The 22,424-nt window shown below is 59.8% G+C and carries 20 protein-coding genes; 10 read left to right on the top strand and 10 right to left on the bottom strand.

Annotated features, from left to right (window positions below; translation table 11 throughout):
* Nucleotides 1–269 precede the first annotated feature (269 nt).
* Both CWE01_RS26260 and CWE01_RS26255 read left to right on the top strand, forming a co-directional pair.
* Entirely contained in the window at nucleotides 270–1,232 is a 963-nt protein-coding gene (locus CWE01_RS26260; protein WP_218274299.1) for a serine aminopeptidase domain-containing protein, read from the top strand.
* Nucleotides 1,233–1,260: 28 nt separating this feature from the next.
* Nucleotides 1,261–1,689 (top strand): GNAT family N-acetyltransferase, encoded by a 429-nt coding sequence (locus tag CWE01_RS26255; RefSeq protein WP_100943452.1) that lies wholly within the window; start codon nucleotides 1,261–1,263, stop codon nucleotides 1,687–1,689.
* A 39-nt stretch (nucleotides 1,690–1,728) separates the two neighbouring features.
* Here the strand turns inward: CWE01_RS26255 and CWE01_RS26250 are convergent, their stop codons facing one another.
* The 5 genes from CWE01_RS26250 to CWE01_RS26230 all read right to left on the bottom strand — a co-directional run bounded on the left by CWE01_RS26250 (nucleotide 1,729) and on the right by CWE01_RS26230 (nucleotide 9,017).
* A complete protein-coding gene (locus tag CWE01_RS26250; RefSeq protein ID WP_100943489.1) occupies nucleotides 1,729–3,444 on the bottom strand; it encodes an amidase in 1,716 nt (571 codons plus the stop codon).
* Nucleotides 3,445–3,591: 147 nt separating this feature from the next.
* Nucleotides 3,592–4,770, bottom strand: coding sequence for a cystathionine gamma-synthase (locus CWE01_RS26245; protein WP_100943451.1), 1,179 nt, complete (start codon nucleotides 4,768–4,770; stop codon nucleotides 3,592–3,594).
* Entirely contained in the window at nucleotides 4,767–6,143 is a 1,377-nt protein-coding gene (locus CWE01_RS26240) for a cystathionine beta-synthase (RefSeq protein WP_100943450.1), read from the bottom strand. The genes CWE01_RS26245 and CWE01_RS26240 overlap by 4 nt, the downstream gene beginning before the upstream one ends.
* Nucleotides 6,144–6,283: 140 nt before the next feature.
* Nucleotides 6,284–7,657, bottom strand: coding sequence for a rhomboid family intramembrane serine protease (locus CWE01_RS26235; RefSeq protein WP_157815278.1), 1,374 nt, complete (start codon nucleotides 7,655–7,657; stop codon nucleotides 6,284–6,286).
* Between the two features lie 190 nt (nucleotides 7,658–7,847).
* Entirely contained in the window at nucleotides 7,848–9,017 is a 1,170-nt protein-coding gene (locus tag CWE01_RS26230; protein ID WP_157815277.1) for a lysozyme inhibitor LprI family protein, read from the bottom strand.
* A 132-nt stretch (nucleotides 9,018–9,149) separates the two neighbouring features.
* On the opposite strand from CWE01_RS26230, the gene CWE01_RS26225 reads away from it, so the two are divergent.
* From CWE01_RS26225 to CWE01_RS26215, 3 genes are all read left to right on the top strand, one after another.
* The gene (locus CWE01_RS26225; protein WP_100943447.1) at nucleotides 9,150–9,866 is read left to right on the top strand and encodes a GMP synthase; all 717 of its coding nucleotides are present in this window, start codon (nucleotides 9,150–9,152) and stop codon (nucleotides 9,864–9,866) included.
* Nucleotides 9,867–10,047: 181 nt separating this feature from the next.
* Nucleotides 10,048–11,178, top strand: coding sequence for a sensor domain-containing diguanylate cyclase (locus CWE01_RS26220; protein WP_100943446.1), 1,131 nt, complete (start codon nucleotides 10,048–10,050; stop codon nucleotides 11,176–11,178).
* 57 nt (nucleotides 11,179–11,235) lie between these two features.
* Entirely contained in the window at nucleotides 11,236–12,117 is an 882-nt protein-coding gene (locus tag CWE01_RS26215; protein ID WP_100943445.1) for an NAD(P)-dependent oxidoreductase, read from the top strand.
* 16 nt (nucleotides 12,118–12,133) lie between these two features.
* Here the strand turns inward: CWE01_RS26215 and CWE01_RS26210 are convergent, their stop codons facing one another.
* The gene (locus CWE01_RS26210; protein WP_100943444.1) at nucleotides 12,134–12,832 is read right to left on the bottom strand and encodes a murein L,D-transpeptidase catalytic domain family protein; all 699 of its coding nucleotides are present in this window, start codon (nucleotides 12,830–12,832) and stop codon (nucleotides 12,134–12,136) included.
* Nucleotides 12,833–12,975: 143 nt separating this feature from the next.
* Here CWE01_RS26210 and CWE01_RS26205 point away from each other — a divergent pair, with 143 nt between their 5' ends.
* Nucleotides 12,976–14,553 (top strand): murein L,D-transpeptidase, encoded by a 1,578-nt coding sequence (locus tag CWE01_RS26205; RefSeq protein ID WP_100943443.1) that lies wholly within the window; start codon nucleotides 12,976–12,978, stop codon nucleotides 14,551–14,553.
* Nucleotides 14,554–14,641: 88 nt separating this feature from the next.
* Nucleotides 14,642–16,846: an OsmC domain/YcaO domain-containing protein gene (locus CWE01_RS26200; RefSeq protein ID WP_100943488.1), complete on the top strand. Its 2,205-nt coding sequence runs from the start codon at nucleotides 14,642–14,644 to the stop codon at nucleotides 16,844–16,846.
* A gap of 55 nt (nucleotides 16,847–16,901) precedes the next feature.
* On the opposite strand, the gene CWE01_RS26195 is transcribed toward CWE01_RS26200, so the two are convergent.
* The gene (locus tag CWE01_RS26195) at nucleotides 16,902–17,402 is read right to left on the bottom strand and encodes a GNAT family N-acetyltransferase (RefSeq protein WP_100943442.1); all 501 of its coding nucleotides are present in this window, start codon (nucleotides 17,400–17,402) and stop codon (nucleotides 16,902–16,904) included.
* Nucleotides 17,380–17,784: a helix-turn-helix domain-containing protein gene (locus CWE01_RS26190; RefSeq protein WP_100943441.1), complete on the bottom strand. Its 405-nt coding sequence runs from the start codon at nucleotides 17,782–17,784 to the stop codon at nucleotides 17,380–17,382. Before CWE01_RS26190 ends, CWE01_RS26195 begins: the two co-directional genes overlap by 23 nt.
* 98 nt (nucleotides 17,785–17,882) lie before the next feature.
* Between CWE01_RS26190 and CWE01_RS26185 the strand changes: the two genes are divergently transcribed.
* Nucleotides 17,883–18,446, top strand: a complete 564-nt coding sequence (locus CWE01_RS26185) for a carboxymuconolactone decarboxylase family protein (protein ID WP_100943440.1) — start codon at nucleotides 17,883–17,885, stop codon at nucleotides 18,444–18,446.
* Here the strand turns inward: CWE01_RS26185 and CWE01_RS26180 are convergent.
* Nucleotides 18,421–19,659 carry an MFS transporter gene (locus CWE01_RS26180; protein ID WP_100943439.1) on the bottom strand — a complete coding sequence of 413 codons (1,239 nt, stop codon included), beginning with the start codon at nucleotides 19,657–19,659 and terminating at the stop codon, nucleotides 18,421–18,423. The genes CWE01_RS26185 and CWE01_RS26180 overlap by 26 nt on opposite strands.
* A gap of 108 nt (nucleotides 19,660–19,767) precedes the next feature.
* Between CWE01_RS26180 and CWE01_RS26175 the strand changes: the two genes are divergently transcribed.
* Nucleotides 19,768–20,691 carry a LysR family transcriptional regulator gene (locus tag CWE01_RS26175; RefSeq protein ID WP_100943438.1) on the top strand — a complete coding sequence of 308 codons (924 nt, stop codon included), beginning with the start codon at nucleotides 19,768–19,770 and terminating at the stop codon, nucleotides 20,689–20,691.
* Nucleotides 20,692–20,700: 9 nt separating this feature from the next.
* On the opposite strand, the gene CWE01_RS26170 is transcribed toward CWE01_RS26175, so the two are convergent.
* Nucleotides 20,701–21,666 (bottom strand): GlxA family transcriptional regulator, encoded by a 966-nt coding sequence (locus CWE01_RS26170; RefSeq protein WP_100943437.1) that lies wholly within the window; start codon nucleotides 21,664–21,666, stop codon nucleotides 20,701–20,703.
* Between the two features lie 107 nt (nucleotides 21,667–21,773).
* On the opposite strand from CWE01_RS26170, the gene CWE01_RS26165 reads away from it, so the two are divergent.
* Nucleotides 21,774–22,325, top strand: a complete 552-nt coding sequence (locus CWE01_RS26165) for an acyl-CoA thioesterase (RefSeq protein WP_100943436.1) — start codon at nucleotides 21,774–21,776, stop codon at nucleotides 22,323–22,325.
* Nucleotides 22,326–22,424: the final 99 nt, after the last annotated feature.

Below are 22,424 nucleotides of genomic sequence, written 5' to 3'. Positions count from 1 at the left end.
TTGTTCCCTGATTTTTCTGGGTGTACCGCGCTGTCTTGAGTCCATGGTACTGCACGGTGAGCTTCCTCAGCGATTCTGGCCCAGCTTCCCTCCGTCGCGATGCACTCGGGCCAGCCTGTTTTAGCGCCTTACACCGGTGCGCCAGCTGCCGCACGGGAAAGCATTGCCAGTCTTTGGGGGCTTGTCCAGAGGTGGGGTAGGCCTGCATAGTCCTTGGCCTGCCGGCATCTATGGAGTGGAAAAACAAAATGTCCGTTTCTGGAAACTACTTGAGTCAACTAACCTTGGCTGTATTGCTCTGCCTGTCCGCGACGATGACGCAGGCAGCCGGCATAAAGATCGTTCAGATACCCACCGATGCCAGCGGCCCGGCCTTGAAGGCGATTATCTGGACACCCTGCGCTGATAGCGCACAGGACGTCCTGATGGGACCTTTTGTTTTGAAGGGGCGGCGTGACTGTCCGGTAGTGGGTGAGACGCTCCCCTTGGTGGTGATTTCCCACGGCCACGGCGGCTCTTTTCTTGGCCACCATGACCTTGCCGAGACACTGGCCGACGCCGGTTTCATCGTGGCGGCCATCAATCATCCGGGTGACACCTTTTCCGATATGAGCCACGGCGCCGAGCTTTCTTCGTTCGTCGAACGGCCGACCGATATAAAGCGCCTTATCGATTACATGCTGGGTGCCGCACCGGACGCCGCCAGGATCGACCCGCAGCGGATCGGCTTTTTCGGGTTTTCACGGGGTGGCTACACAGGCCTTGTACTGGCCGGTGGCAATCCGGATTTCCTCAACGCCAATGTGCCTTGCCCCGATCCGGCACTGCCCATTTGCCAACAACTGCGTAACAAGGATGTCCCCACGCAGCCGTTGACCCATGACCCACGGATCAAAGTCTTTGTGTTGGCAGATCCGCTCAACGAGTTTCCAGCCCCGGGCAACCTGACGAATGTGAAAGCGCCGATGCAGCTTTGGGCTTCAGAGTTTGGCGGCGATGGCGTGTTGCCGGAAACCACGCCTGCACTTGCCAACATGCTGCCCCAAAAGCCGGAGTTCCACCTTGTTTCCGGCGCTGCGCATTTTGCCTTTTTGGCTCCGTGTTCTGCGGCATTGACGCAGGATGCGCCGCAGCTTTGCGTCGATGCCAAGGGATTTGACCGGGTTGCCTTTCACAAGCAGCTTGACGAAAGAGTATTGGAATTCTTTACCGCGCATATTCTCGCGCATTGATTTCATCTGATCTCGAACAGGAGCGTTTATGACCGATACCCCTTACTCCTTCAGCCTGGGAGCTGATGCCGAGGCCATGGCCGTGGTGCGCAAAGGCCTGGAGCGCTTCAATGCGGAGCAGATCGGCGCTTATGCCTATGAGGATTTCCAGCTCTATGCCCGCGACAGTGAAGGCCAGGTGATAGGGGGGATGTTCGGCCATTCCGGGATGGGCTGGCTCTACATTGACTACCTTTGGTTGAACCATGCCCTGCGCAGCCGGGGGTTGGGCGGTCAGTTGTTGAAGAGGGCAGAGGATGAAGCGCGATCCCGGGGATGCAAGGGTGTGTTCCTCTACACCTACAGCTTCCAGGCCCCCGACTTTTATCAGAAACAGGGCTATCAGGTCATGGGTGTACTGGAGGATTGCCCTCCCGGACACCAGCGTTACTACCTGAAAAAATCGCTCCAGGGTTGAAAGGGGATTGGAGCCCGCACGGCCCCAATCCCACCCGGGTTACTGTTTGCCAACCACCAACGCCGGCGTGCGTGGTGGAATCAAGCGTTTGGTCCCAGTCGACTCAAACGCCGAAGCCAGGTGAAGCAGCGCCGAGTCGTCATAAGCACGGCCGGCGAAGGTCAGGCCGACCGGCATGCCGATATCCGCCATGACGCCCATCGGCACGGTGACCGTGGGTACGCCCAGATGGCGGATGGCGAGGTTGCCGTTGGCGACCCAGATGCCGTTGCTCCAGGCGATATCCGCCGACTTTGGATTGACATCGGCATCCGCCGGACCGACGTCGGCCACTGTCGGGAAGAGCACCGCATCGAGCCCCAGGCGATCCATCCACTCTTCGAGATCGATGCGACGGGTCTGTTCAAGCCCACGCAGTCCGTCAGGCACGGTGCTGATCTCGTTCCAGGGGGTAATGCCGCGCTCGGCCATCCGCACATACTCGTCCATGCCGGCGGCCAGGTCGCCTTCGCGGTTGGGCAGGGTGCCCGGGTCGTGGGGGAAAATCTTCGGTCCGTCGACATCCACCAGACGGTTCAACGCGGGATCGCCGTTGGCCCGCAGGAAGTCATCGAAGGCCCAGGCCGACAGATCCCACAACTCATGGTGCAGGAACTCCTTGGACACCAGGCCCCGAGTGAACACCGTCGGCGTACCCGGACGGTCACCTTCGCAGTTCGAGACCAGCGGGAAATCGACTTCGACCACCTCAGCGCCTGCCGCTTCGAGGGCCTTGCGTGCGGCCTCCCAGAGATCGATCACGGAGGCGCGGGTGTTGATGCGTTGTCCCGTTGGGCCACCGATTCCAGGCGCTTCGCTGGTGCCTGCTGCTGGATCGGCGTTGATGAACATGCGCGGTACGCCGAAGCGTTTGCCGGCGAGTGCGTCGGTACCGGCGGCCAGTGCGCCATAGGACGCGGGACGCACCGAGGCCACGCTCGGAATCGGCACCCAGGGTTGCATCCGCCACAGATCGCCACGGGTATCGGGGTCTTCCGCGACCACCACGTCGAGCACCTCGAGAAGGTCGGCCATGGTCCTGGCATAGGGTACGACCACATCCATGGTCGGGGTCAGCGGCCAGTTGCCGCGTACCGAGATCACGCCCCGGGAAGGGGTATAGGCACAGAGGCCGTTGTTCGAGGCCGGTCCGCGTCCGCTCGACCAGGTTTCTTCCGCAAGACCAAAGGCCGCGAAGCTGGCGGTGGTTGCAGTCCCGGCGCCGTTCGACGAGCCCGAGGCGAAAGGTGCGGTGAGGTAGTCGGCGTTGTACGGGCTTTCCGCCCGGCCGTAGACCCCGCGCTGCATGCCACCGTTGGCCATGGGCGGCATATTGGTCTTGCCCAGGCAGATGGCGCCGCCGGCGCGCAGCCGCTCGATGGTGAACGCATCGCGATGGGCGATCAGCTTGGCGAAGGCCGGACTGCCGGAGGCCGCTGTGAGTCCCTTGACCAGGTAACTGTCCTTGGCCGTATAGGGAATACCATCAAGTGGTCCCAGCGTCTCGCCCTTGGCCCGGCGAGCATCGGAGGCCTGTGCTTCCTTGAGGGCTTCGGGATTGCGGACGACCACAGCGTTGAGGGCGGTGGCTGTCTCGGGGCCATCGTAGGCCTCGATTCTGGCAAGGTAGGCCTGGACCAGCTCAACCGCCGTGGTCTGGCCGGATTCGAGCGCAGCACGCAGCTGGGCAATGGAAACTTCGGTTACTTCGATCATGTTGTTATCGCCGACTGCGGAGGGGGGCGGGGTGGGTGTGGGCATCATACGGGTTCCGGGCAACTCGATAAGCCCGATGGAAAACGCAGTTTAAAATAAAGGGGGCAGGCCACCAACTTTCGTTGAAGGTGGCCTTCGTTGCGGGGTCTAGATCCGCGCCAATGCCTGCGCCAGGTCCGCCCGCAGGTCTTCGACATCCTCGACACCCACCGACAAACGCACCAGCCCATCGCCGATACCGAGTTGTGCGCGGGTTTGCGCAGGAATGCTGGCGTGGGTCATGATCGCCGGGTGCTCGATCAGGCTTTCGACACCGCCCAGGCTCTCGGCCAGGGCGAAGATCTGCACGCTTTCCAGGAAGCGCTTGGCACCGGCCAGGTCGCTTTTCAGGTCAACCGAAATCATCCCGCCGAAGCCGCGCATTTGCCGGCGCGCCAGTTCGTGCTGTGGGTGTGACGGCAGGCCCGGATAGTAGACGCGCGCCACTTGTGGCTGTTGCTCCAGCCAGGTCGCCAGGTCCAGGGCGTTGCTGCAATGGCGTTCCATGCGCAGCGACAGGGTCTTCACGCCGCGCAGGGTGAGGAAGGCGTCAAAGGGGCCGGCAATGGCACCCACCGAGTTTTGCAGGAAGCCCAGGCGCTCGGCGAGTTCGGGGTTTTGTCCAACCACCGCGATGCCGCCGATCACGTCGGAGTGGCCGTTCAGGTATTTGGTCGTCGAGTGCACCACGATGTCGAAGCCCAGCTCCAGCGGACGCTGGATCCACGGGCTGGCAAAGGTGTTGTCGGCGACGCAGATGATGCCGCGGTCGCGACAAATACGGGCGATGGCCGCAAGGTCGGTGAGGCTCAGCAGGGGATTGCTCGGCGTCTCGACCCAGACCATCCGCGTATTGTCCTGCAGCGCCGCTTCGAAGGCGTTGAGGTCGGTCAGGTCGACGTAGCTGAAGCGATGCCCGGCGCTGCGTTGACGGACCTTGTCGAACAGGCGAAAGGTGCCGCCGTACAGGTCATTGCCGGAGACCACATGGGCGCCGGCGTCGAGCAGCTCGAGCACAGTGGAGATCGCCGCGAGCCCGGAGGCAAAGGCGAAGGCCTGGGTGCCACCTTCCAGATCCGCCACGCAGCGTTCCAGGGCAAAGCGCGTCGGGTTGTGCGAGCGGCCGTAGTCGAAGCCCTTGTGTACGCCGGGGCTTTCTTGCAGATAGGTGGAGTTGGCATAGATCGGCGGCATCAGCGCGCCGGTGGTCGGGTCCGGCGACTGCCCGGCATGGATGACACGGGTGGCGAAGGCGCGGGGTGCGGCGGACTTGTCGTGCTGACTCATGCAAGGGATCTCCGTAAATGATTGAGCAGGTCGACGCGGGTAATCAGGCCATGGAAGCCGGAGGCGTCAGCGATAATCGCCACCAGCCCGCGAGCCAGCTCGGCCTGCAGTTCAGCCAGGCTGGCGGTGGGGGCCAGGGTTTGCAGTTTGTCGGTCATGACGCTGGCCACGCTCAGACGAAAGTGCGCCGCGTCGTCATGCATGCCCAGCAGGATATCCGATTCGTCGATCACGCCCACCAGTTGTTGACCGTCCACCAGCACCGGCATTTGTGACACGTCCGCCAGGCGCATGCGCTGGAAGGCGGTGAGCAGGGTGTCGCCCGGGCCGACGCTGATCACCCGGCCATCCTCGAAGCGCCGTGCGATCAGGTCACGCAGGTCACCGTAGTGCTTGTACTTCAGCAAGCCTTGATCGTTCATCCACTGGTCGTTGTAGACCTTGGAGAGGTAGCGGGTGCCGGTGTCGCAGACGAAGGTGACGACGCGCTTGGGCTCGGTCTGCTCGCGGCAATAGCGCAACGCCGCGGCCAGCAAGGTACCGGTCGAGGAACCGCCGAGAATGCCTTCGGCACGCAGCAGTTGGCGGGCATGGTCGAAGCTTTCTTCGTCGCTGATCGAATACGCCTTGCGCACGCTGGAGAGGTCGGCAATCGACGGGATGAAGTCTTCGCCGATACCTTCCACGGCCCAGGAACCCGCGGTGCCGATGGTGCCGCTGCGGCTGTATTCGGCCATCACCGAGCCGAGCGGATCGGCCAGGACCATGGCCAGGTTTGGCTGCACGCGCTGGAAGAAACGGGTCAGGCCGGTCAGGGTGCCGGCGGAGCCGACGCCGACGACGATGGCGTCCACATCGTGTTGGGTCTGTGCCCAGATTTCCGGTGCGGTACTGGTTTCATGAGCCAGCGGGTTGGACGGATTGTTGAACTGGTCGGCGAAGAACGCATCGGGAATCTCTTTCGCCAGCCGTGCGGCGACATCCTGGTAATACTCGGGATGGCCCTTGCCGACATCGGAGCGGGTGATATGCACCTCGGCGCCCATGGCCTTGAGGTGCAGGACTTTTTCGGTGGACATCTTGTCGGGCACCACTAGCACCACTCGATAGCCCTTGGCCCGGCCCACCAGGGCCAAACCGAGACCGGTGTTGCCGGCAGTGGCTTCGACGATGGTCGAGCCGGGACGCAGGCGCCCATCGCGCTCGGCCGCATCGATCATCGCCAGGCCGATACGATCCTTGATCGATCCGCCAGGGTTCTGGCATTCAAGCTTGAGGAACAACGTGCACGGGCCGGTATCGAAGCGGCTGACACGTACCAACGGCGTATTGCCGATCAGTTCGAGCACGGCGGGGCGGGAGTTGTTCGGCATGTGTCACCTCTTTACGGGAGAGTTCGTATTGGATGGACAGCAGGCTGGGGCGGCTGGTTGCAGATAAATGCATGGCTTGGACCATAGGCCGGGATTGCATTGGCCGCAACCGTGGGTGGGTAATTGACCGGGCGGGGGGGTTAGTGGAGCCCATGTTGTTTGACCGCCGTAGCCATTCGCTGAAGCACGGCGATCTGTTCCGTCGAGTCGCTCTCGAGCGTCTTGAGCTGGGCCTGCAGCGCGGTATTCGGCGGTGGGCCGTGTTGGACCATGATGGCGATCAGGCGACACATTTTCCGCTTGTCGTCGAAGTAGCGAATCATGGTTGACCTTAGGGTGATTTGTAACGAGTTGGCGGGTAGGTGGGCGCCGTTAGCGGCGTTATACAGCTTGTCCCATTGCGGGATGACTTCTTGCAAGATGGTGTTGGCTATTATCGCTCTTTTGCTTGGCGTATCTGCAGGTTGATGCAGGAGCGCGGCCATCTCTTTCATGGCTTGTTGCTCGATCGGCCCCAGGCTGAGCACCAGCGTCTTGAATTGAAGCTCTTCACGGACAACCTCGCTGGAGCGGGCCAACGGGTAAACCGATGCGATCAGGACGGCGAGTACCAGTGCACAGGAAAACAAGGTGCTTTCAAGCGCTACTTTTGTGCGAACCGTCGGATCAAGTGGCCTGGCCAGCGTCAAACCGAGTAATACGCCGCCCAGCAATCCGCCGAGATGCGCGCCGTTGTCGATGCCCGGATGGGTAAAACCGTAGAGCAGGTTATACCCGATGAGTACCAATATAGAGACGCGTTGCTGCACGGCGATCGACTTGGGCAACTCATGGCGGTACTTCAGCACGAACACCAACAGTCCACCGAATACCCCGAAAATCGCGCCCGACGCACCCGCGCTGTTGATCATCGGATGCCATAGCAAACTGGCAATGCTGCCGGTTACGCCGGCAAAGAGGTACAACATCAGGAATCGCCCACTTCCGTACAGACGCTCGGCTAGTCGGCCGATCTGGTACAGAGTGAACATGTTGAGCATCAGGTGAATCAGGCCGAAATGGACAAACACGGACGTGACCAGGCGCCACCACCCACCCGTCAGGGTTTCAGGCCCGAAGTTCGTACCCCATTTGACGGTCAATGGCAGGTTCTGCGCCATGACGCCAACACCGCCCGCGCACATCGCCAGATACACCAGCACGTTGATCACGATCAGCCCATAGGTGATCCATGTGATCGGAGCCAGTGTAAGAATCCGTTCGGAGTAGCTGGACAGGGCTGCTTGCTCTGCCTCATGGGCAGGCGTTGCTTGCCTGGGGAGTTGTTCGAGGATTTCTTGTGCTGCCTTGCGGCTGGACGCGATCAGGAAGACGTGTTGGATGCCGGCTGGCCCATGAATGTCGAAATAGACATACTTTCTGATGGTTTTGGCATCAAAGATCTGGCTGCGCGGGATGACCAGTTTCGTTTCGGTGGCACGCTGGAACAGCTTGCGACTCGACTTGATGAGCATTACTTCCTCATCGGTGACACAAAGCTCTCCTTTCCTGAGCATGGAGCGCACAACGGCACCGCGTTGCCCTCGCTGAGGTCTGACGGCGAATCGGGCCCTGGACGTTCCTATGAGCTTGCCGCCCTGAGTATCCGGGAGTTCCGGAGGGAGGGTGAAAGTGAGCATCGTTGGCTCGATCCGCTCCATGTTCTTAACCCCTCTCACAAAGGTTGTAGGCCCCGGAGATGATTGCATTCACCGCCCTAAGAGCTTGTTCTTTTGCAAGGGCTGGCGGGACACCAAAGTGGCTTGAATAGTAGGTCGCGAGCTCATGGCCCGCGTCCCGAATTAACACCTGATGCCCAGCGATAAAGCTCGGTCTGTCGACGTCTTTTCCCGGCTCGCCGTTGTTTTCATTCTGAGCACTGGAACTGGTATTGAGCGCTTGCGCCTCCCATGCTTCAGTGCGGTGCAAACGAATGAGACGCAGTGTTTTGTCAAAGTCACGTCCGAGGCTGAAGCGAATGGTGCCTGGACAGTTGGGTTGTACCGCAACCGCCGATCTTGTCAGTTGATCCACCTTCTGCAAGTGTGAGGTCATAACTTCGCAGTCACTGCGGATCAGTCGACCGTCGACGGCTCCGGCGTAGACCGAGTCCAGTGCGTCGATCAATCCGGGTCGTCGTACAAACGCCGAACAAGGCATCGTCAGCGCATAATCGCTGACCGATGCGACATTCAGAAACGTGGAGAAGTTTTTGTCCGATGACACCACGTCATGCGCGTCTTTGACATCGGACAAAGGCGTTGCCCATGGTTTGCCATGAATCACCTCGAAAGCCGGAGCAATCAATTTTTCCACCGCTGCCGCACGATCGGCGTCATTCTCGATGGTCGCGTAGCGATAGATGGCTTCGTACAACGGGGCGGATCTGGAGTTCTGTCGAGTAAGCTCTGCCAGTGCGGCATCCGGTGTCTGGAAAAGCGCCGCAATGGCCAGTGTGTTCAGCCGCTCATCGTAGGTGCTGACAAGGCAGGCATGCATATCGCCATTCGAACATTGCTTATCGCGGGTATTTAGCCATTGTCGTTGCAGGGTTTGCTGCTGCGACAGACCCCGACCTGACGCGTCCGTACGGGACGCGGCAAACAGCATGGCCATTGTTCGATCTCGTGTGGATAGCCCCGGATCACTACAGATCAGCTTTTCGATGGCGTTATTCGCGGCCCCACATGAAAAGCTCGGGCCGGACGTCATCGGATCTTGTGCAGAGTGCGCAATGGGCACTCCTAACGCCGTGCTTAGCAGGGGGAGGCCGATAATCAGGCGTGTTATCCGGCTCGCGTATGCTGTAACCAGCAGTCCATTTTTGCTTTTCAACACGCGCTTCCTGTCGACTTATTGGTATGCGGCAAAATGCTATCAGTAAGGCATCTCCCACATGATGAAAGATGACTGGACTTCATCCTCAAGGGCGGGTACCAAACAGGGACTGCCACCAGAGGAATTCCAATGAAAGTTCATTTCGTCGTTCACGAAGCCTTCGAGTCGCCGGGTGCCTACGAAGCCTGGGTTGAAGAACGTGGCTACAAGGCAAGCTACTCACGTGTCTATGAGAACCCTGCTTTCCCGGACGCAGATGACTTCGACCTGCTGGTGGTACTGGGTGGTCCCCAGTCTCCGGCCACCACAAAAGAAGAATGCCCGCACTTCGACGCCACCGCCGAATGTGCGTTGATCGCCAAAGCCGTTGCGGCGCAAAAGGCCGTGGTGGGTGTCTGTCTCGGTGCCCAACTGCTCGGTGAGGCGCTGGGAGCAAGGTTCGGTCACAGCCCCGAGAAAGAGATCGGCAAGTACCCGATCACCCTTACCGAGGCGGGGAAGGACAACGACAAGATCGCCCATTTCGGCGACGTCCTGGAAGTCGGGCATTGGCACAACGACATGCCCGGCCTCACCGAGAACGCCAAGGTCCTGGCCTATAGCGAAGGCTGTCCTCGGCAGATCATCGAGTACAGCCCGCTCGTGTATGGCTTTCAATGCCACATGGAATTCACCCTCGAGGTCGTGGAGCGGCTTATCGCCGCGTCCGAGAACGAACTCACGGAGGCCATCGGCCGCCGTTTCGTCCAGCAGCCGGCAGCCCTTCGTGCGAATGACTATGGGCAAATGAACCAGAAACTCTTTGGGTTTCTGGACAAGCTGGTGGCGCAATACACACTACGCTGAGGTCATAAAAGGGTTTCGAGGTGGTGACTCGGGACCTGCTCCGGTCGATCTAAGCCCATAGAAACAGGGTGGTTTCCATTCGCTTCTGAAGGGTGCTGTCGTCGGCTCCCGGGGGGAATCTACATCAGCATCTCGGCTCGCCGCACCTCATCACGCGCCACCCCGGTGGCCCAGGCATATCATGCGCATTCTGTCCGAAGCACCCCGTGAGCGGTCACCCCAAACCTATCTGCTGGCAGGCACGCTGTTGCTGCTGCTCATCAGCAGCCTTTTCTGTGGGCTGAGTGTCGTCCTGCCAGGCAACCGCAGTGGCGGGTTGATGGTGGGCACTATCGCGCTGCAGGCCTTGATCGGTGTGTTCGCGGTCATGACTTTCCTGCTCCAGCAGCGTCAGGCCGGCCGGCTGAAACAGAACAAGGCGTTCCTGAAACTGCTGACCCAGCGGATTCCTAGCATGCTCTACCAGTACCAGATGAAATCCTTCGGCCAGGACAGTGCATTTACCTATTGCAGCGAGGGCATCCAGCGGGTGTTCGGGCTCAAGGCCAGTGATGTGGTCGGGCTGTCCTATGCCGACAGCCCGTTGTTCAAATGCGTCTACCCACCCGATCTGGACAAGATCATGGCGGCTACCACTGCGTCGATGAAGGCCGGTGGGACCTCCCATTGTGATTTCCGCGTGCAGCAGGCCGACCAGCCGCTGCGTTGGGTGCGCGGGGATTTCTACGTCGAGCGCCAGGCCGATTCCACCTATGTCTGGTATGGCTCGTGTACCGACATCAGCGAGTTGAAAGAGCGCGAGGAGGCCTTGCTCAAGCAGTCGATCACCGACGAGCTGACCGGCATCTACAACCGCCGCTACTTTATGGAAAACCTGACGCGGCTGATTGCCCAGGCACGGCGTTACGCGGTGGATGTGTCGCTGGTGATGATCGATCTGGACCATTTCAAGCAGATCAATGATCGTTGGGGGCATGAAACCGGCGACCAGGTGCTGCGCCAATCCTGTGAACTGATTCGCGACCGGCTGCGCATCACCGATATCTTCTGCCGGGTGGGGGGCGAAGAGTTCGCGATTCTCTGCCCGCATACTGACGGCCCGCAGGCCATCCAATTGGCGGATAAGCTACGCCGATCACTCTCGGCCATGCCGATAGAGGATTGTGGTCCGATCACCGCCAGTTTTGGCGTAGCCTGCTGGCGACCGGGCGAAGAGGGCAGCGATCTGTTGCGTCGAGCCGACTTCGCCACCTACAGCGCCAAGCGCAATGGACGCAACACCGTGGTACTCAGTGACGGGCAGCCGATGTAGGCTGGCTGATTGCACGGCTTGCGTGTGGCCTAACAGGATTGATCAGGGGGCGTGCGGATGAGTGCGGAAATCGGCTTTATCGGGTTGGGTGTCATGGGCACCCCCATGGCGCTCAACCTGGCTCGTGCAGGCACACCGTTACTGTGCTGGAGCCGTTCCGACGGCAGTTATGAGGCCTTGCGCGAGGCGGGGGCACGGATTGCACGGAGCCCGGCCGAGGTGTTTGCGCAGTGCCGCACGGTGATTCTGATGCTGGCCAACGACCCGGCAATCGATGAGGTCCTGGGGCGAGGCGGGGAGCACTTCGGTGACCGGGTTGGCGAGCGTCTGATCGTCAATATGAGCACCACTTCAGCCGAGTACTCGAAGGCACTTGCCGCCGATATCCACGCGGCAGCCGGACGTTACGTTGAAGCCCCGGTGTCGGGGTCGCGCAAGCCCGCGCAAGCCGGGCAACTGGTGGTCATGCTTGCCGGCGAGCCCGAGGATGTCGAGAGCATTCGCCAGTTGGTCAAGCCCCTGTACCGCGACAGCTTTGTCTGTGGCGCGGTGCCGTCGGCGCTGACGATGAAGCTGGCGGTCAATCTGTTCCTGATCACCCTGGTGACCGGTCTGTCGGAGTCGGTGCACTTCGCCCAGCAGCACGGTATCGATCTGGCGCAGTTCGCCGCGGTCCTGAATGCCGGGCCGATGGCCAGCGATGTCTCCCGGGTCAAGCTGGGCAAGTTTGTCGCGGAGGATTTTTCGGTGCAGGCTTCGATTGCCGATGTGCAGAAGAACAGCCGGCTGGTGAGTGAGGCCGCGCGAAACGCGGGCATCGCCTCGCCGGTCCTCGATACGTGCCATGCGCTCTACAGTGAAACCCTGGCCATGGGGCAGGGAGCGTTGGATATGGTGGCGGTCATCCGTGCGATCGAGCAACGTACCCTTGCAGGTTGATGAACACGGGGGTGTTTCAGTCAGTGCTGGCCATCTGTGTCGGTTTGCAGTTGAGGTAGGCCGAGGATTTCAGCCAGTGCTTGTCGGGGTACCAGACAAACATGAACTGACCGTCCTTGAGTTTGTCCACCACCTGCCGCGCGACTTGCGGGCGGACGGCGGGGCAGCCCTGGCTGCGACCGAGACGACCTTCGCGCTTGCTCCACAGCGGGCTTACGTAGTCGGCCGCGTGAATCACGATGTCACGGTCGCGGGCGCGGTCATTGATACCCGGCTCCAGGCCGTCCATGCGCAGTGAGTAACCATGGGTGCCTTCATAGCTTTCCTGGGTGCGGAACAGGCCCAGGCTGGATTGATAACTGCCGACCTGATTGGAAAACTGGGTGGCGAAGTTTTCCCCGGACTTCTGTCCGTGGGCGACCAGGTCGCGCAGCACCAGGGTCTTCTTGCGCAGGTCGAAGATCCACAGGCGTCGTTTGGTCGAGGGTTGCGAGTAGTCGATCACCGCCAGGCGCTCGGATTGTTCGAGGCCGCTGTTGATGGCGCATTGCATGGCGTTCAGGGCGTTTTTCAGGACCCGGGGGTTGAGTTCCGGCGCCGCGTGGGCGAGTCTGCGATACAGCGTCGGTTCATGGCCCTTGGCAGCCAGGGCAGAACTGCAGGGGGCGGCCAGAGTCAGAATGATAAGACAGAGTCGAGAGCAAGAAGTCAGCATGTTGAAGAGTGCCTTGGCCGTCAGTCCAGGCTCGCGCGCCCCATCGGTCTTCGGGCAGCGTGGTCACAGGCTGCCTGAAGGTTTTTCGCTTCTGTTGCAGCTGTGAACTATCAATGCGACGACCGTGGATTGGAGTCAAGCCGTTGTTCAAAAAACACGCATATTACTTGAGCATTTGCCTGCTCGTGGCGCCATTGGTCGCGACAGCCGAAGACCTGCTCACCGATCCACCCACGCCTTTGCCGTTGTTCCTGACGCAGTTGTCGACCGAGTGCCCGAGCCTGGTCGCACAATTGGACGCGTCGGCACAGCAGCGCTTGCAGGCGTTTTACCAGTCGCAGAATGACGGGCCTGTCTGGTCCGTCAGTGGGCGTCTGTCGGCCTTGCAGGAGCAACTGCCGTTGTTGGCCGATGATGGCCTGGATCCGGCGCATTACCCGTTGCCCCAGGACACGGGGACCGGCAACGCGCTGTGTACCGATGTCGAGATCAGCCGGCAGTATCTGCAAGCCTTGCAGGACCTGCGTTACGGTCGTTTGCAACAGGCGCGCTTCGAGCCGCTCTGGCATGCACAGCCGTCGACCCGGGACGTCGACGCCGAGGTCCTGGCGCTGGCCACGGCGGGGCTGCAGGATATGGCCCAGGCGTTCGAGCAGGCGCGGCCGAATATCGAGTTGTATCGCAGCCTGCGGCGTGTCTACGCGGCGCAGCGCCTGCAGCCATTGGCTCATTGGCAAGCGATCGCCGGCGGTCCCTTGCTGCGTCCCGGTATGGAGGACGCGCGGATACCCGCGCTGGCGCAGCGAATGCTCGCCGAGGGGTATCTGGAGAGCCTGCCCAGCGGTCCTGAAAAAGCCTACGGCGAGGAGCTGAGCAGCGCGGTCAAGCACTTCCAGCTGAGCCATTCGCTACAGGGCGATGGAGTGATCGGGCCGGGCACCCTGACGGAGCTGAATATCAGCCCGGCGCTGCGGCGCGAGCAGTTGCGCATCAACCTCGAACGCTTTCGCTGGCTGGCACCGGACCTGGAGCCCGAGGGGATTCTGGTGAACGTCGCGGCGGCCCAGTTGAGCGTCTATCACGACGGCGCGCCGGTGTGGCAGACGCGCCTTCAGGTGGGGCGTGCCGATCGACAGACACCGCTGTTGAAATCGCGGGTCACCCGGCTGACCCTGAACCCGACGTGGACCGTGCCGCCGACCATCATGCGCGAGGACAAGCTGCCGGCTATCCGCCAGGACCCGACGTACCTGAGCCAGCAGAACCTGCAGATACTGGACAGTGAAGGCCGCCCGCTGGCGGCGGATACCATCGACTGGGAGCGGCCCGGCAATATCATGCTGCGCCAGGGGGCCGGCCCGAGGAACCCGCTGGGCAAGATCGTCCTGCGTTTCCCCAACCCCTTTTCGGTGTACCTGCATGACACGCCCAGCCAACCCCTGTTTGCCAAGGGCCCGCGGGCCTTCAGCTCGGGCTGTGTGCGGGTCGAGCAGCCGATGCACCTGCGGGACCTGTTACTGACTCCGGTCGAGCGCGCACGGACCGATGAGTTGCTGGCGACCGGCACCACCCACGAATACAGACTGGCCGCGCCGGTGCCGATCCTGCTCGGTTACTGGACGGTGCAAGTCGATAGTGACGCAACCTTGCTCTATTCCCCAGATATCTACGGGCATGATCCGGTGCTGTTGAAGGCCTTGGGAGGTGTGTCCGGTCGCTGAGTGCCGCAACTGAAAAGCACAAGACTTCCGAGTGAAAAACCGGATAATGGCGGCCAATTATTTGTCTCGTTATTTTGGTAATTCCCGCATGGAAATCAAGGTCAATTTTCTCGACAACCTCCGGCTTGAAGCCAAATTCGATGACTTCACGGTGGTGGCCGATCAACCTATTCGCTATAAGGGCGATGGATCGGCCCCCGGACCGTTCGATTACTTTCTGGCTTCGTCGGCGTTGTGTGCGGCTTACTTTGTGAAGTTGTACTGCGACACCCGCAATATCCCCACTGACAATATCCGCCTTTCACAGAACAATATTGTTGACCCGGAAAATCGCTACAACCAGATTTTCAAGATTCAGGTCGAGTTGCCAGCGGATATCTCCGACAAGGACCGCCAGGGCATTTTGCGTTCCATCGACCGTTGTACGGTCAAGAAGGTGGTGCAGGCGGGGCCTGAGTTTGTCATTGAAGAAGTGGAAAATCTGGATGCCGATGCCCAGGCGTTGCTGATGCCGAGTTCGGCTTTGGACGCGGCCACCTACATTGCCGGCAAGGACCTGCCGCTGGAACAGACCATCGCCAATATGTCGGGCATTCTGGCCGGCCTGGGCATGAAGATTGAAATCGCTTCGTGGCGCAATATCGTTCCCAATGTGTGGTCGCTGCATATCCGCGATGCGCACTCGCCAATGTGTTTTACCAATGGCAAGGGCTCGACCAAGGAAGGCGCGTTGGCGTCGGCGTTGGGCGAGTTTATCGAGCGACTGAATTGCAACTTCTTCTACAACGATCAGTTCTGGGGCGAAGAGATCGCCAATGCGGCGTTTGTGCATTATCCGAACGAGCGCTGGTTCAAGCCTGGCCGCAAAGATGAGCTGCCGGCTGAACTTCTCGACGAGCATTGCCTGGCGATCTACAACCCGGATGGCGAGTTGCGTGGCTCCCATCTGATCGATACCAACTCCGGTAATGAAGAGCGTGGTATCTGCTCGTTGCCGTATGTGCGTCAGTCGGATGGCGAGGTGGTGTATTTCCCGTCCAACCTGATCGAAAACCTGTTCCTCAGCAATGGCATGAGTGCCGGTAATACGCTGGCCGAAGCGCAGGTGCAATGCCTGTCGGAAATCTTCGAGCGCGCGGTAAAGCGCGAAATTCTCGAAGGTGAAATCGCACTGCCTGACGTACCACAGGAAGTCCTGGCGAAATACCCTGGTATCCTGGCCGGTATCCAGGGCCTGGAAGAGCAGGGCTTTCCGGTGCTGGTGAAGGATGCGTCCCTGGGTGGGGAATTCCCGGTGATGTGCGTCACCCTGATGAACCCACGTACTGGCGGTGTATTTGCCTCGTTCGGGGCGCACCCAAGCTTTGAGGTGGCGCTGGAGCGCAGTCTTACCGAGCTGTTGCAGGGTCGCAGTTTTGAAGGCCTGAACGATCTGCCCCAGCCGACCTTTGAAAGTCACGCGGTGATGGAACCGAACAACTTTGTCGAGCACTTTATCGACTCCAGCGGTGTGGTGTCGTGGCGCTTCTTCAGTGCCAAGTCGGATTTCGAGTTTGTTGAATGGGATTTCTCCGGCCAGGGTGAAAACTCCAATGCCGAGGAAGCCGCGACCTTGTTCGGCATTCTCGAAGACTTGGGCAAAGAGGTCTACATGGCCGTGTATGAGCATATCGGTGCAACGGCCTGCCGCATTCTGGTCCCGGATTACTCGGAAATTTATCCGGTGGACGATCTGATCTGGGATAACACCAACAAGGCGCTGTTCTTCCGCGCCGATATCCTGAATCTGCACAGCCTCGACGATGCTGACCTCAAAGCCCTGGTCAAGCGTCTGGAAGAAAGCGAGCTGGACGATTACACCGATATCACCACCTTGATCGGCATCGAGTTTGACGACAATACGGCCTGGGGTCAGTTGACCATCCTGGAGTTGAAGCTGCTGATCTATCTCGCCTTGAAGCAATTTGACGAGGCGAAAGAGCTGGTGGAAACCTTCCTGCAGTTCAACGACAACACGGTCGAGCGCGGTTTGTTTTACCAGGCCTTGAATGTGGTGCTGGAAGTGCAGATGGACAATGAGCTGGCGTTGGCCGATTACGAGGTCAATTTCCGTCGGATGTTTGGCAACCCGCGGATGGACGCCGTGATCGGGTCGGTGGACGGCAGCGTGCGTTTCTTCGGCTTGACACCTACGAGCATGAAGCTGGAGGGGCTCGACAGGCACTTGCGCCTGATTGACAGCTACAAGAAGCTGCACGCGGCGCGGGCCAAGGTGACGGCTTTATCCCGCTGAAATAGCGTTAACAAAAAAGCACCTCAGGTGCTTTTTTGTTTTAGGCGGCCAGTCTCTAGAGTGAAAGGATGAATCGACATTCATCCTTCGTCTTGTCCATCCAGAGTTCCTGTTCAACCAGGAATCCGCACCGGCTCAGTACTTTTTGTGAGCCGATATTATTCTTGTATACAATGGCCAGCAGTTGCGTAAGGTTCCAGTGGTTCTGTGCCTCCTGGATGAGATGCTGCAATGCCAGTGTGGCGAGACCCTGCCCGCAAAAGCGCTGATCAATCCGATAACCTACTTCTGCGCAACCCTTCGGTGAGTTGATGTTTTTCAAGTTGGCTCGACCCACTATTCCTTCATTGGCTTCCTCGATAACAAAGGGATGCCAGGCACCGATAGCAAAATCGGACAAATAGCGCTCAATATGATCGGCAACCCCCGGCAGTGAGTAGAAGGAAGGGGCGCGCGCATCAATCTGGGATTCGAACCATTCACGGTTATGGGTTTCGAATCTCAGCAATGCTTCAATATCCGTGTTTTCCAGCTTACGAACTTTGAATGTCTTCACCGGCTCGCATCCCCTTGCTTGAACTGTCTTGGTTATGGGTTTCTGATTCTTTCAACATAAGCTTTTTGTGCCATCCCTTGGCCCATTGCATCACGGGCATCATGGCCTCCAGCAACTCTTCTCCCGACGGGCTCAAGGTGTAGCCGCCTGATGACGCCAGCTCAATGATGTCGACTTCTCGAAGCTCTTGCAGACGCTGGTTGAGCACCGTCGGCGACATGGCGTCGCAGCGCTCGCGTAGCTCACGAAACGTCAACGGCGTTTCACGCAGCTCCCAGATGATGCGCATGACCCAGCGTCGCCCCATCAAATCCAGCAACGCCATGATTGGGCGTCCTGTACGCGAGCCGCGAACCGGCGTGCCGGGTTTCGGAAGGGCCATGTGTACTCCTTTTTTTTTGCTACGTTAAATGTAGCGATGTGCTACGGTTAACGTAGCAGTCATCGCAGTGTACCACTCAGTGTCTGGAGGAGATCAACATGTCTAAACCTAGAATGGCCCCCGTTGAAGGACCTTATGAAACATCGATTGCGCAGAACTTCGAGCGCGTCATGCCACCAGGAATGGAGCCGCTGAAACTGTTTCGCACGATGGCGAACAGTCCCCGTGTGCTGCAACGCCTGTTTGCCGGTGGCTTGCTCGACAAGGGCTCCATCAGCCTGCGTGACCGCGAAATCATTATTTTGCGTACCTGTGCACGCTGCGGTTCGGAATATGAATGGGGTGTGCATGTCGCGCTGTTTTCGGAAAAGGCAAAATTGAACGCCAGCCTCATCGCGGCGACGCAGGGGAGTGGGCAGGAGGTGAATGAATTGCCGCTGCACGATGGGCTGTTGGTCCGGGTGGTGGATGAGCTACACGACACATCAACCCTCTCTGACGGTTTATGGGCTGAGGTGGCGGAGCACTACACCTGCGCGCAAGTCCTCGAGATCATTGCGCTGGTGGGCTATTACCACACGATTTCATTCGTGACGAATGCGGCAAAGGTGGAGCTTGAAGCCTTTGCACCGCGTTTCAGCAGTTTTCGAGCTGCGCCCTAGATCCGTTGTCCAGTGGCGGTGATGATTGGCTGCGCATCATCAACAAGGCGACGATGACGGCCAGCGCGGCGATGGATGTCGCGATGAGTCCCAGTGAATCGAGGCCGTAGTGACGGATTCCGAGACCGCCGAAAATCGCCCCAAGACCGATACCGGCATTGGCCGCCGAGATGTTCATCGAGGCGGCCAGTGCCTGGGCTTTGGCCCCCGCCTGCATGACCCGTACCTGGCAGATGGGAAATAACGCGGTGTAGGCGATACCCCAGGCAATCAGGGCGCCGCTGAGCCAAAAGTGCTGCGCGGCGAAGGGCAATGCCATGAGCATGCCGGCGCCGAGGATCACGAGAAATAGCACCATGGCGCCCAAAGGCCGACGGTCGACCATGCTGCCACCCAGGTGGTTGCCGATCATGCCGACGGCACCGAACCCCATCAGCCACCAGCCCACCTGGCTGGCCGGCACGGCGGCGAGGCGTTCGAGGATATCGGCCAGGTAGGTATAGGCGGTGAACATCGCGGTGAAGGTCAGGATGGACAGCAGCACGTGCGCCAGAAAGCGCGGTTGGCGCAGGAGGGTGAGTGAACTCTCGCCAGCGTCGGCGCGCGGGGCGGCCGGCAGTGTCGGCATCATCCGATGCATCAGCAGGCCAATCAGCAGCGAGATAGCGGCCAGGACCCAGAAGCTGCCACGCCAGCCCAGGGTATCGGCCGCCACCGTGCCCAGGGGAACACCGAACACCAGCGCTGCGGAAATGCCCAGGTAGACCTTGGAGACGGCCTTGCCCGCATTGCCCGGGCCGGCCAGTTGACCGGCGGTTTCACTGGCGGTGCCCCAGAAAACCGGCAGGCCAAGGGCCGGGATAAAGCGGGCAATGGCCAGGATCCAGATATTGGTCGACACCGCGGCCAAGGCATTGGAGGCGGCGAACACGAGCAGGATGAGGGTGAACAGTTTTTTGCGCTCTACGTGGGCCAGTTTGGCCGTCAGAACGGGACCGAAGAGCATCACGGTAAAGGCGAACAGGGTCACCACTTGCCCGGCCAGGGTGATCGATATGTCCAGGTCGCGCGCCAGTGCCGGAAGCAGCCCGACGATCAGAAACTCGGTGGTGACGATGATGAACGCCGCAACGGCCATGATCAGGATCTGCAGGCTTGTGCGTGATTCGCGATGTGCAATTGAAGTGGCGTCGGCCACCGGTAACGAAGACATGAGGGGCTGTTCCAATGAGGTGTCGCATAAGCCTATTGGAGAAAATAAGGTTCATTCTGGTCATTTTTTCTGAAATGATTGGAATTCAGTTCATCAATGAGAGTGCCGATGTTTTCCTCCGAACGGCTCAAGGGCATTGATGTGTTCGTCAGCGTGGCGGATGTGGGTAGTTTCACGGCCGCCGCCGAGCGCCTTAATCTCAGCAGTTCGGCGGTGAGCAAAAGCATCGCGCGGCTGGAGGCCCGGCTCGGCACGCGCCTGTTCAACCGCACGACACGACGTTTGTCCCTCACCGAGGCCGGCCAGACCTTCTACCGGACCTGTACCACCGTGTTATCGGATCTTGAGGAGGTCGAGTTGGTACTGGCCTCGGAGCAGTCCGAGCCCCATGGCAAGGTTCGGATTGATTTGCCGGCTTCCTATGGCCGGCTGCACGTATTGCCCCTGATCCTGGCGTTCGTGAAGCAATATCCCCGATTGTCGCCTCACGTTTCATTCTCGGATCGTTTCGTTGATCCCGTGCATGAAGGCATCGATATCGTGGTGCGCATTGGTGGCTCTGACGCCTGGTCTTCGAGTGTGGGGCATCGCTTCTTCGGCACGCAGCGGCTGATTTTCTGTGCGTCCCCTGAATACCTCGAGCAATACGGCGCGCCCTCGTCAGAGCGTGATCTGGAACAGCACCAATGCGTGGGTTATGGTCAGAACGACGGCATGGTCGGCCCCTGGTATTTCAAAGGGCAGCTGGCCGGCGACATGGAGCGCAGGATCATGCATCCGCATATCGCCGTAGGTGATGGCGAAGGGGAGGTGATGGCCGTTCTGGCGGGGCTTGGCATCGCCCAGTTGCCGACCTGGCTCGCGCAGCGCCATCTTGATTCGGGCGCCCTGGTCGAAGTGCTCCCCGAGTGGGCTACCGATGGCCTGGCGATGAACCTGGTGTGGTTGAAAAGCCGCGAGAACCTGCCAAAAGTCCAGGCACTCCTGGCCTATCTGACGGCCCGGCTCACGCCATCCGGGAGTAGACCCTAGGAGAGTCAGTCAATTCGTAGAGGACTGAAATTGCTTCCGGTAAGCAGCGGGCAGCAGGCCGACTCGCTGTTGAAAGAGCCTGCGGAAGGAGTTGCTGTCTTCGTAACCCACGGCGTTGGTAATACTGCCCACGCTCATTCGAGTCGACTCGAGCAACTGCTTTGCCCGTTCCAGCCGCAGTGTCTGTAGATAGAGCAGGGGCTGGTAGCCCGTGGCGTCCTTGAAGCGTCTCTTGAAATTCCTGGCACCAAACGCGAATTGTTGAGCGACATCATCAATCAGCACCGGTTGCTGGAAATTCGCCTCCAGCCAGTTCTGAACGCGCAGTATCTCTTCATCCCCGTGAAGCTTTGGCGGTGTCCAGGTGGCATAGGTCGACTGCTGGGTTCGTACCTTGTCGACCAGCAAATACCTGCTGCACTTTCGGGCCAGATCGACTGACGCGAAACGGCGCACCAGAAACAGCAGAAGGTCCATGGCGGCACTCGCGCCGCCGCTGGTGATCAGGCGGTTGTCCTCGCAAAGCATCTGCGATTCATCCAGGTGCGCCTCGGCGTAACGTCGGCGAAACAGGTCGGCAAAGGCCCAATGGGTCGTTGCTCGGACACCGTCCAACAGACCTGTTTCGGCCAGCATGAAGGCGGCCGTGCACATGGAGGCCAGCACCGCTCCTTGAGCGTGCTGTTGTCGTAGCCATGGCCCATGACCGGCGAAGGTTGGCAGGGCGTCTTTCAGGGTGAAAAGAAAACCCGGGATCAGCACCAGATCGGTATGGGCTATTGCCTCGATGGAGTGCTCGACCCGCAGTCTCTGCCCGCCCCATGCCAGGACATCAGCTCCCTTCAGCGAAGCACAGACCACCTCGAACGGTGGGCTGGCGGTGTCAGCGAACAAGTTGGCGGCACTCAGCACTTCAAGGGCCAGGGTGGCGCTTGCGGCGGAGCATTGATCAACCAGGAGCAAGGTGATGTGCATAAAGGTCAAGTTGCGCTTTTCGCATGAAATAAGTCATTTATGCACCTACTGTAACCCAACGGGCTCCCCGTAAAGTACGCCGCTCTTTCCCTCCCATCGGTGTATTCATGAATCTGTGGTTCAGACTTCTGCTCATGTTGTTCCGTCGCCCTTGGCGCAAGCCCGTTGACGGCTTGGCCACTACCGTTATTTCCATGCGGGTCTGGCCGTCGGATCTCGATCTCAACCGGCATGTCACCAACGGTCGGTATTTCAATATGGCTGATGTCGGGCGCATGGACTTCGTCTTGCGCAGTGGCGCCTACCGTGCCGCCTTGCGTCACCGGGCAGTGCCGATCGTGGGGGATACCTGGGGCAAATTCCGCCGCGAGTTGCGGTTGTTCGAAACCTTCGAAATTCACAGCAGGATCCTCGGCTGGGACCACAAGTGGAGTTTTATGGAGCACCGCTTCGTGAGCAAGGGCCGGGTGGTCGGTACCGTGGTGATGCGCGGTCTGTTTCGCTCTGCCCGGGGGACGGTGGCTCCCGGTGAGTTCGTCCGCGAGATGGGACTGACCGAGCAGCCGGCGGATATGCCGAAATGGTTGACGGACTGGTCCAGCTGCTGTGATGACATGAGTGCCGAGATTCGAGAGGAAGAACAGCAAATGGCATCATGACTTGCCATTTCCATGCAGTGGCTGCACCTTGGTACTCACGTTGCCACGGGGATGCGCTGGAGCCCTTTGTCCTTTAGCTGTCCTGCCAACCCAGTATCG

Origin of the sequence: Pseudomonas sp. QS1027 (assembly GCF_002814235.1) — a bacterium.
Taxonomy (GTDB): domain Bacteria; phylum Pseudomonadota; class Gammaproteobacteria; order Pseudomonadales; family Pseudomonadaceae; genus Aquipseudomonas.
Note: the sequence above shows the minus strand (reverse complement) of the source record. Positions and strands in the feature narration are given on the sequence as shown.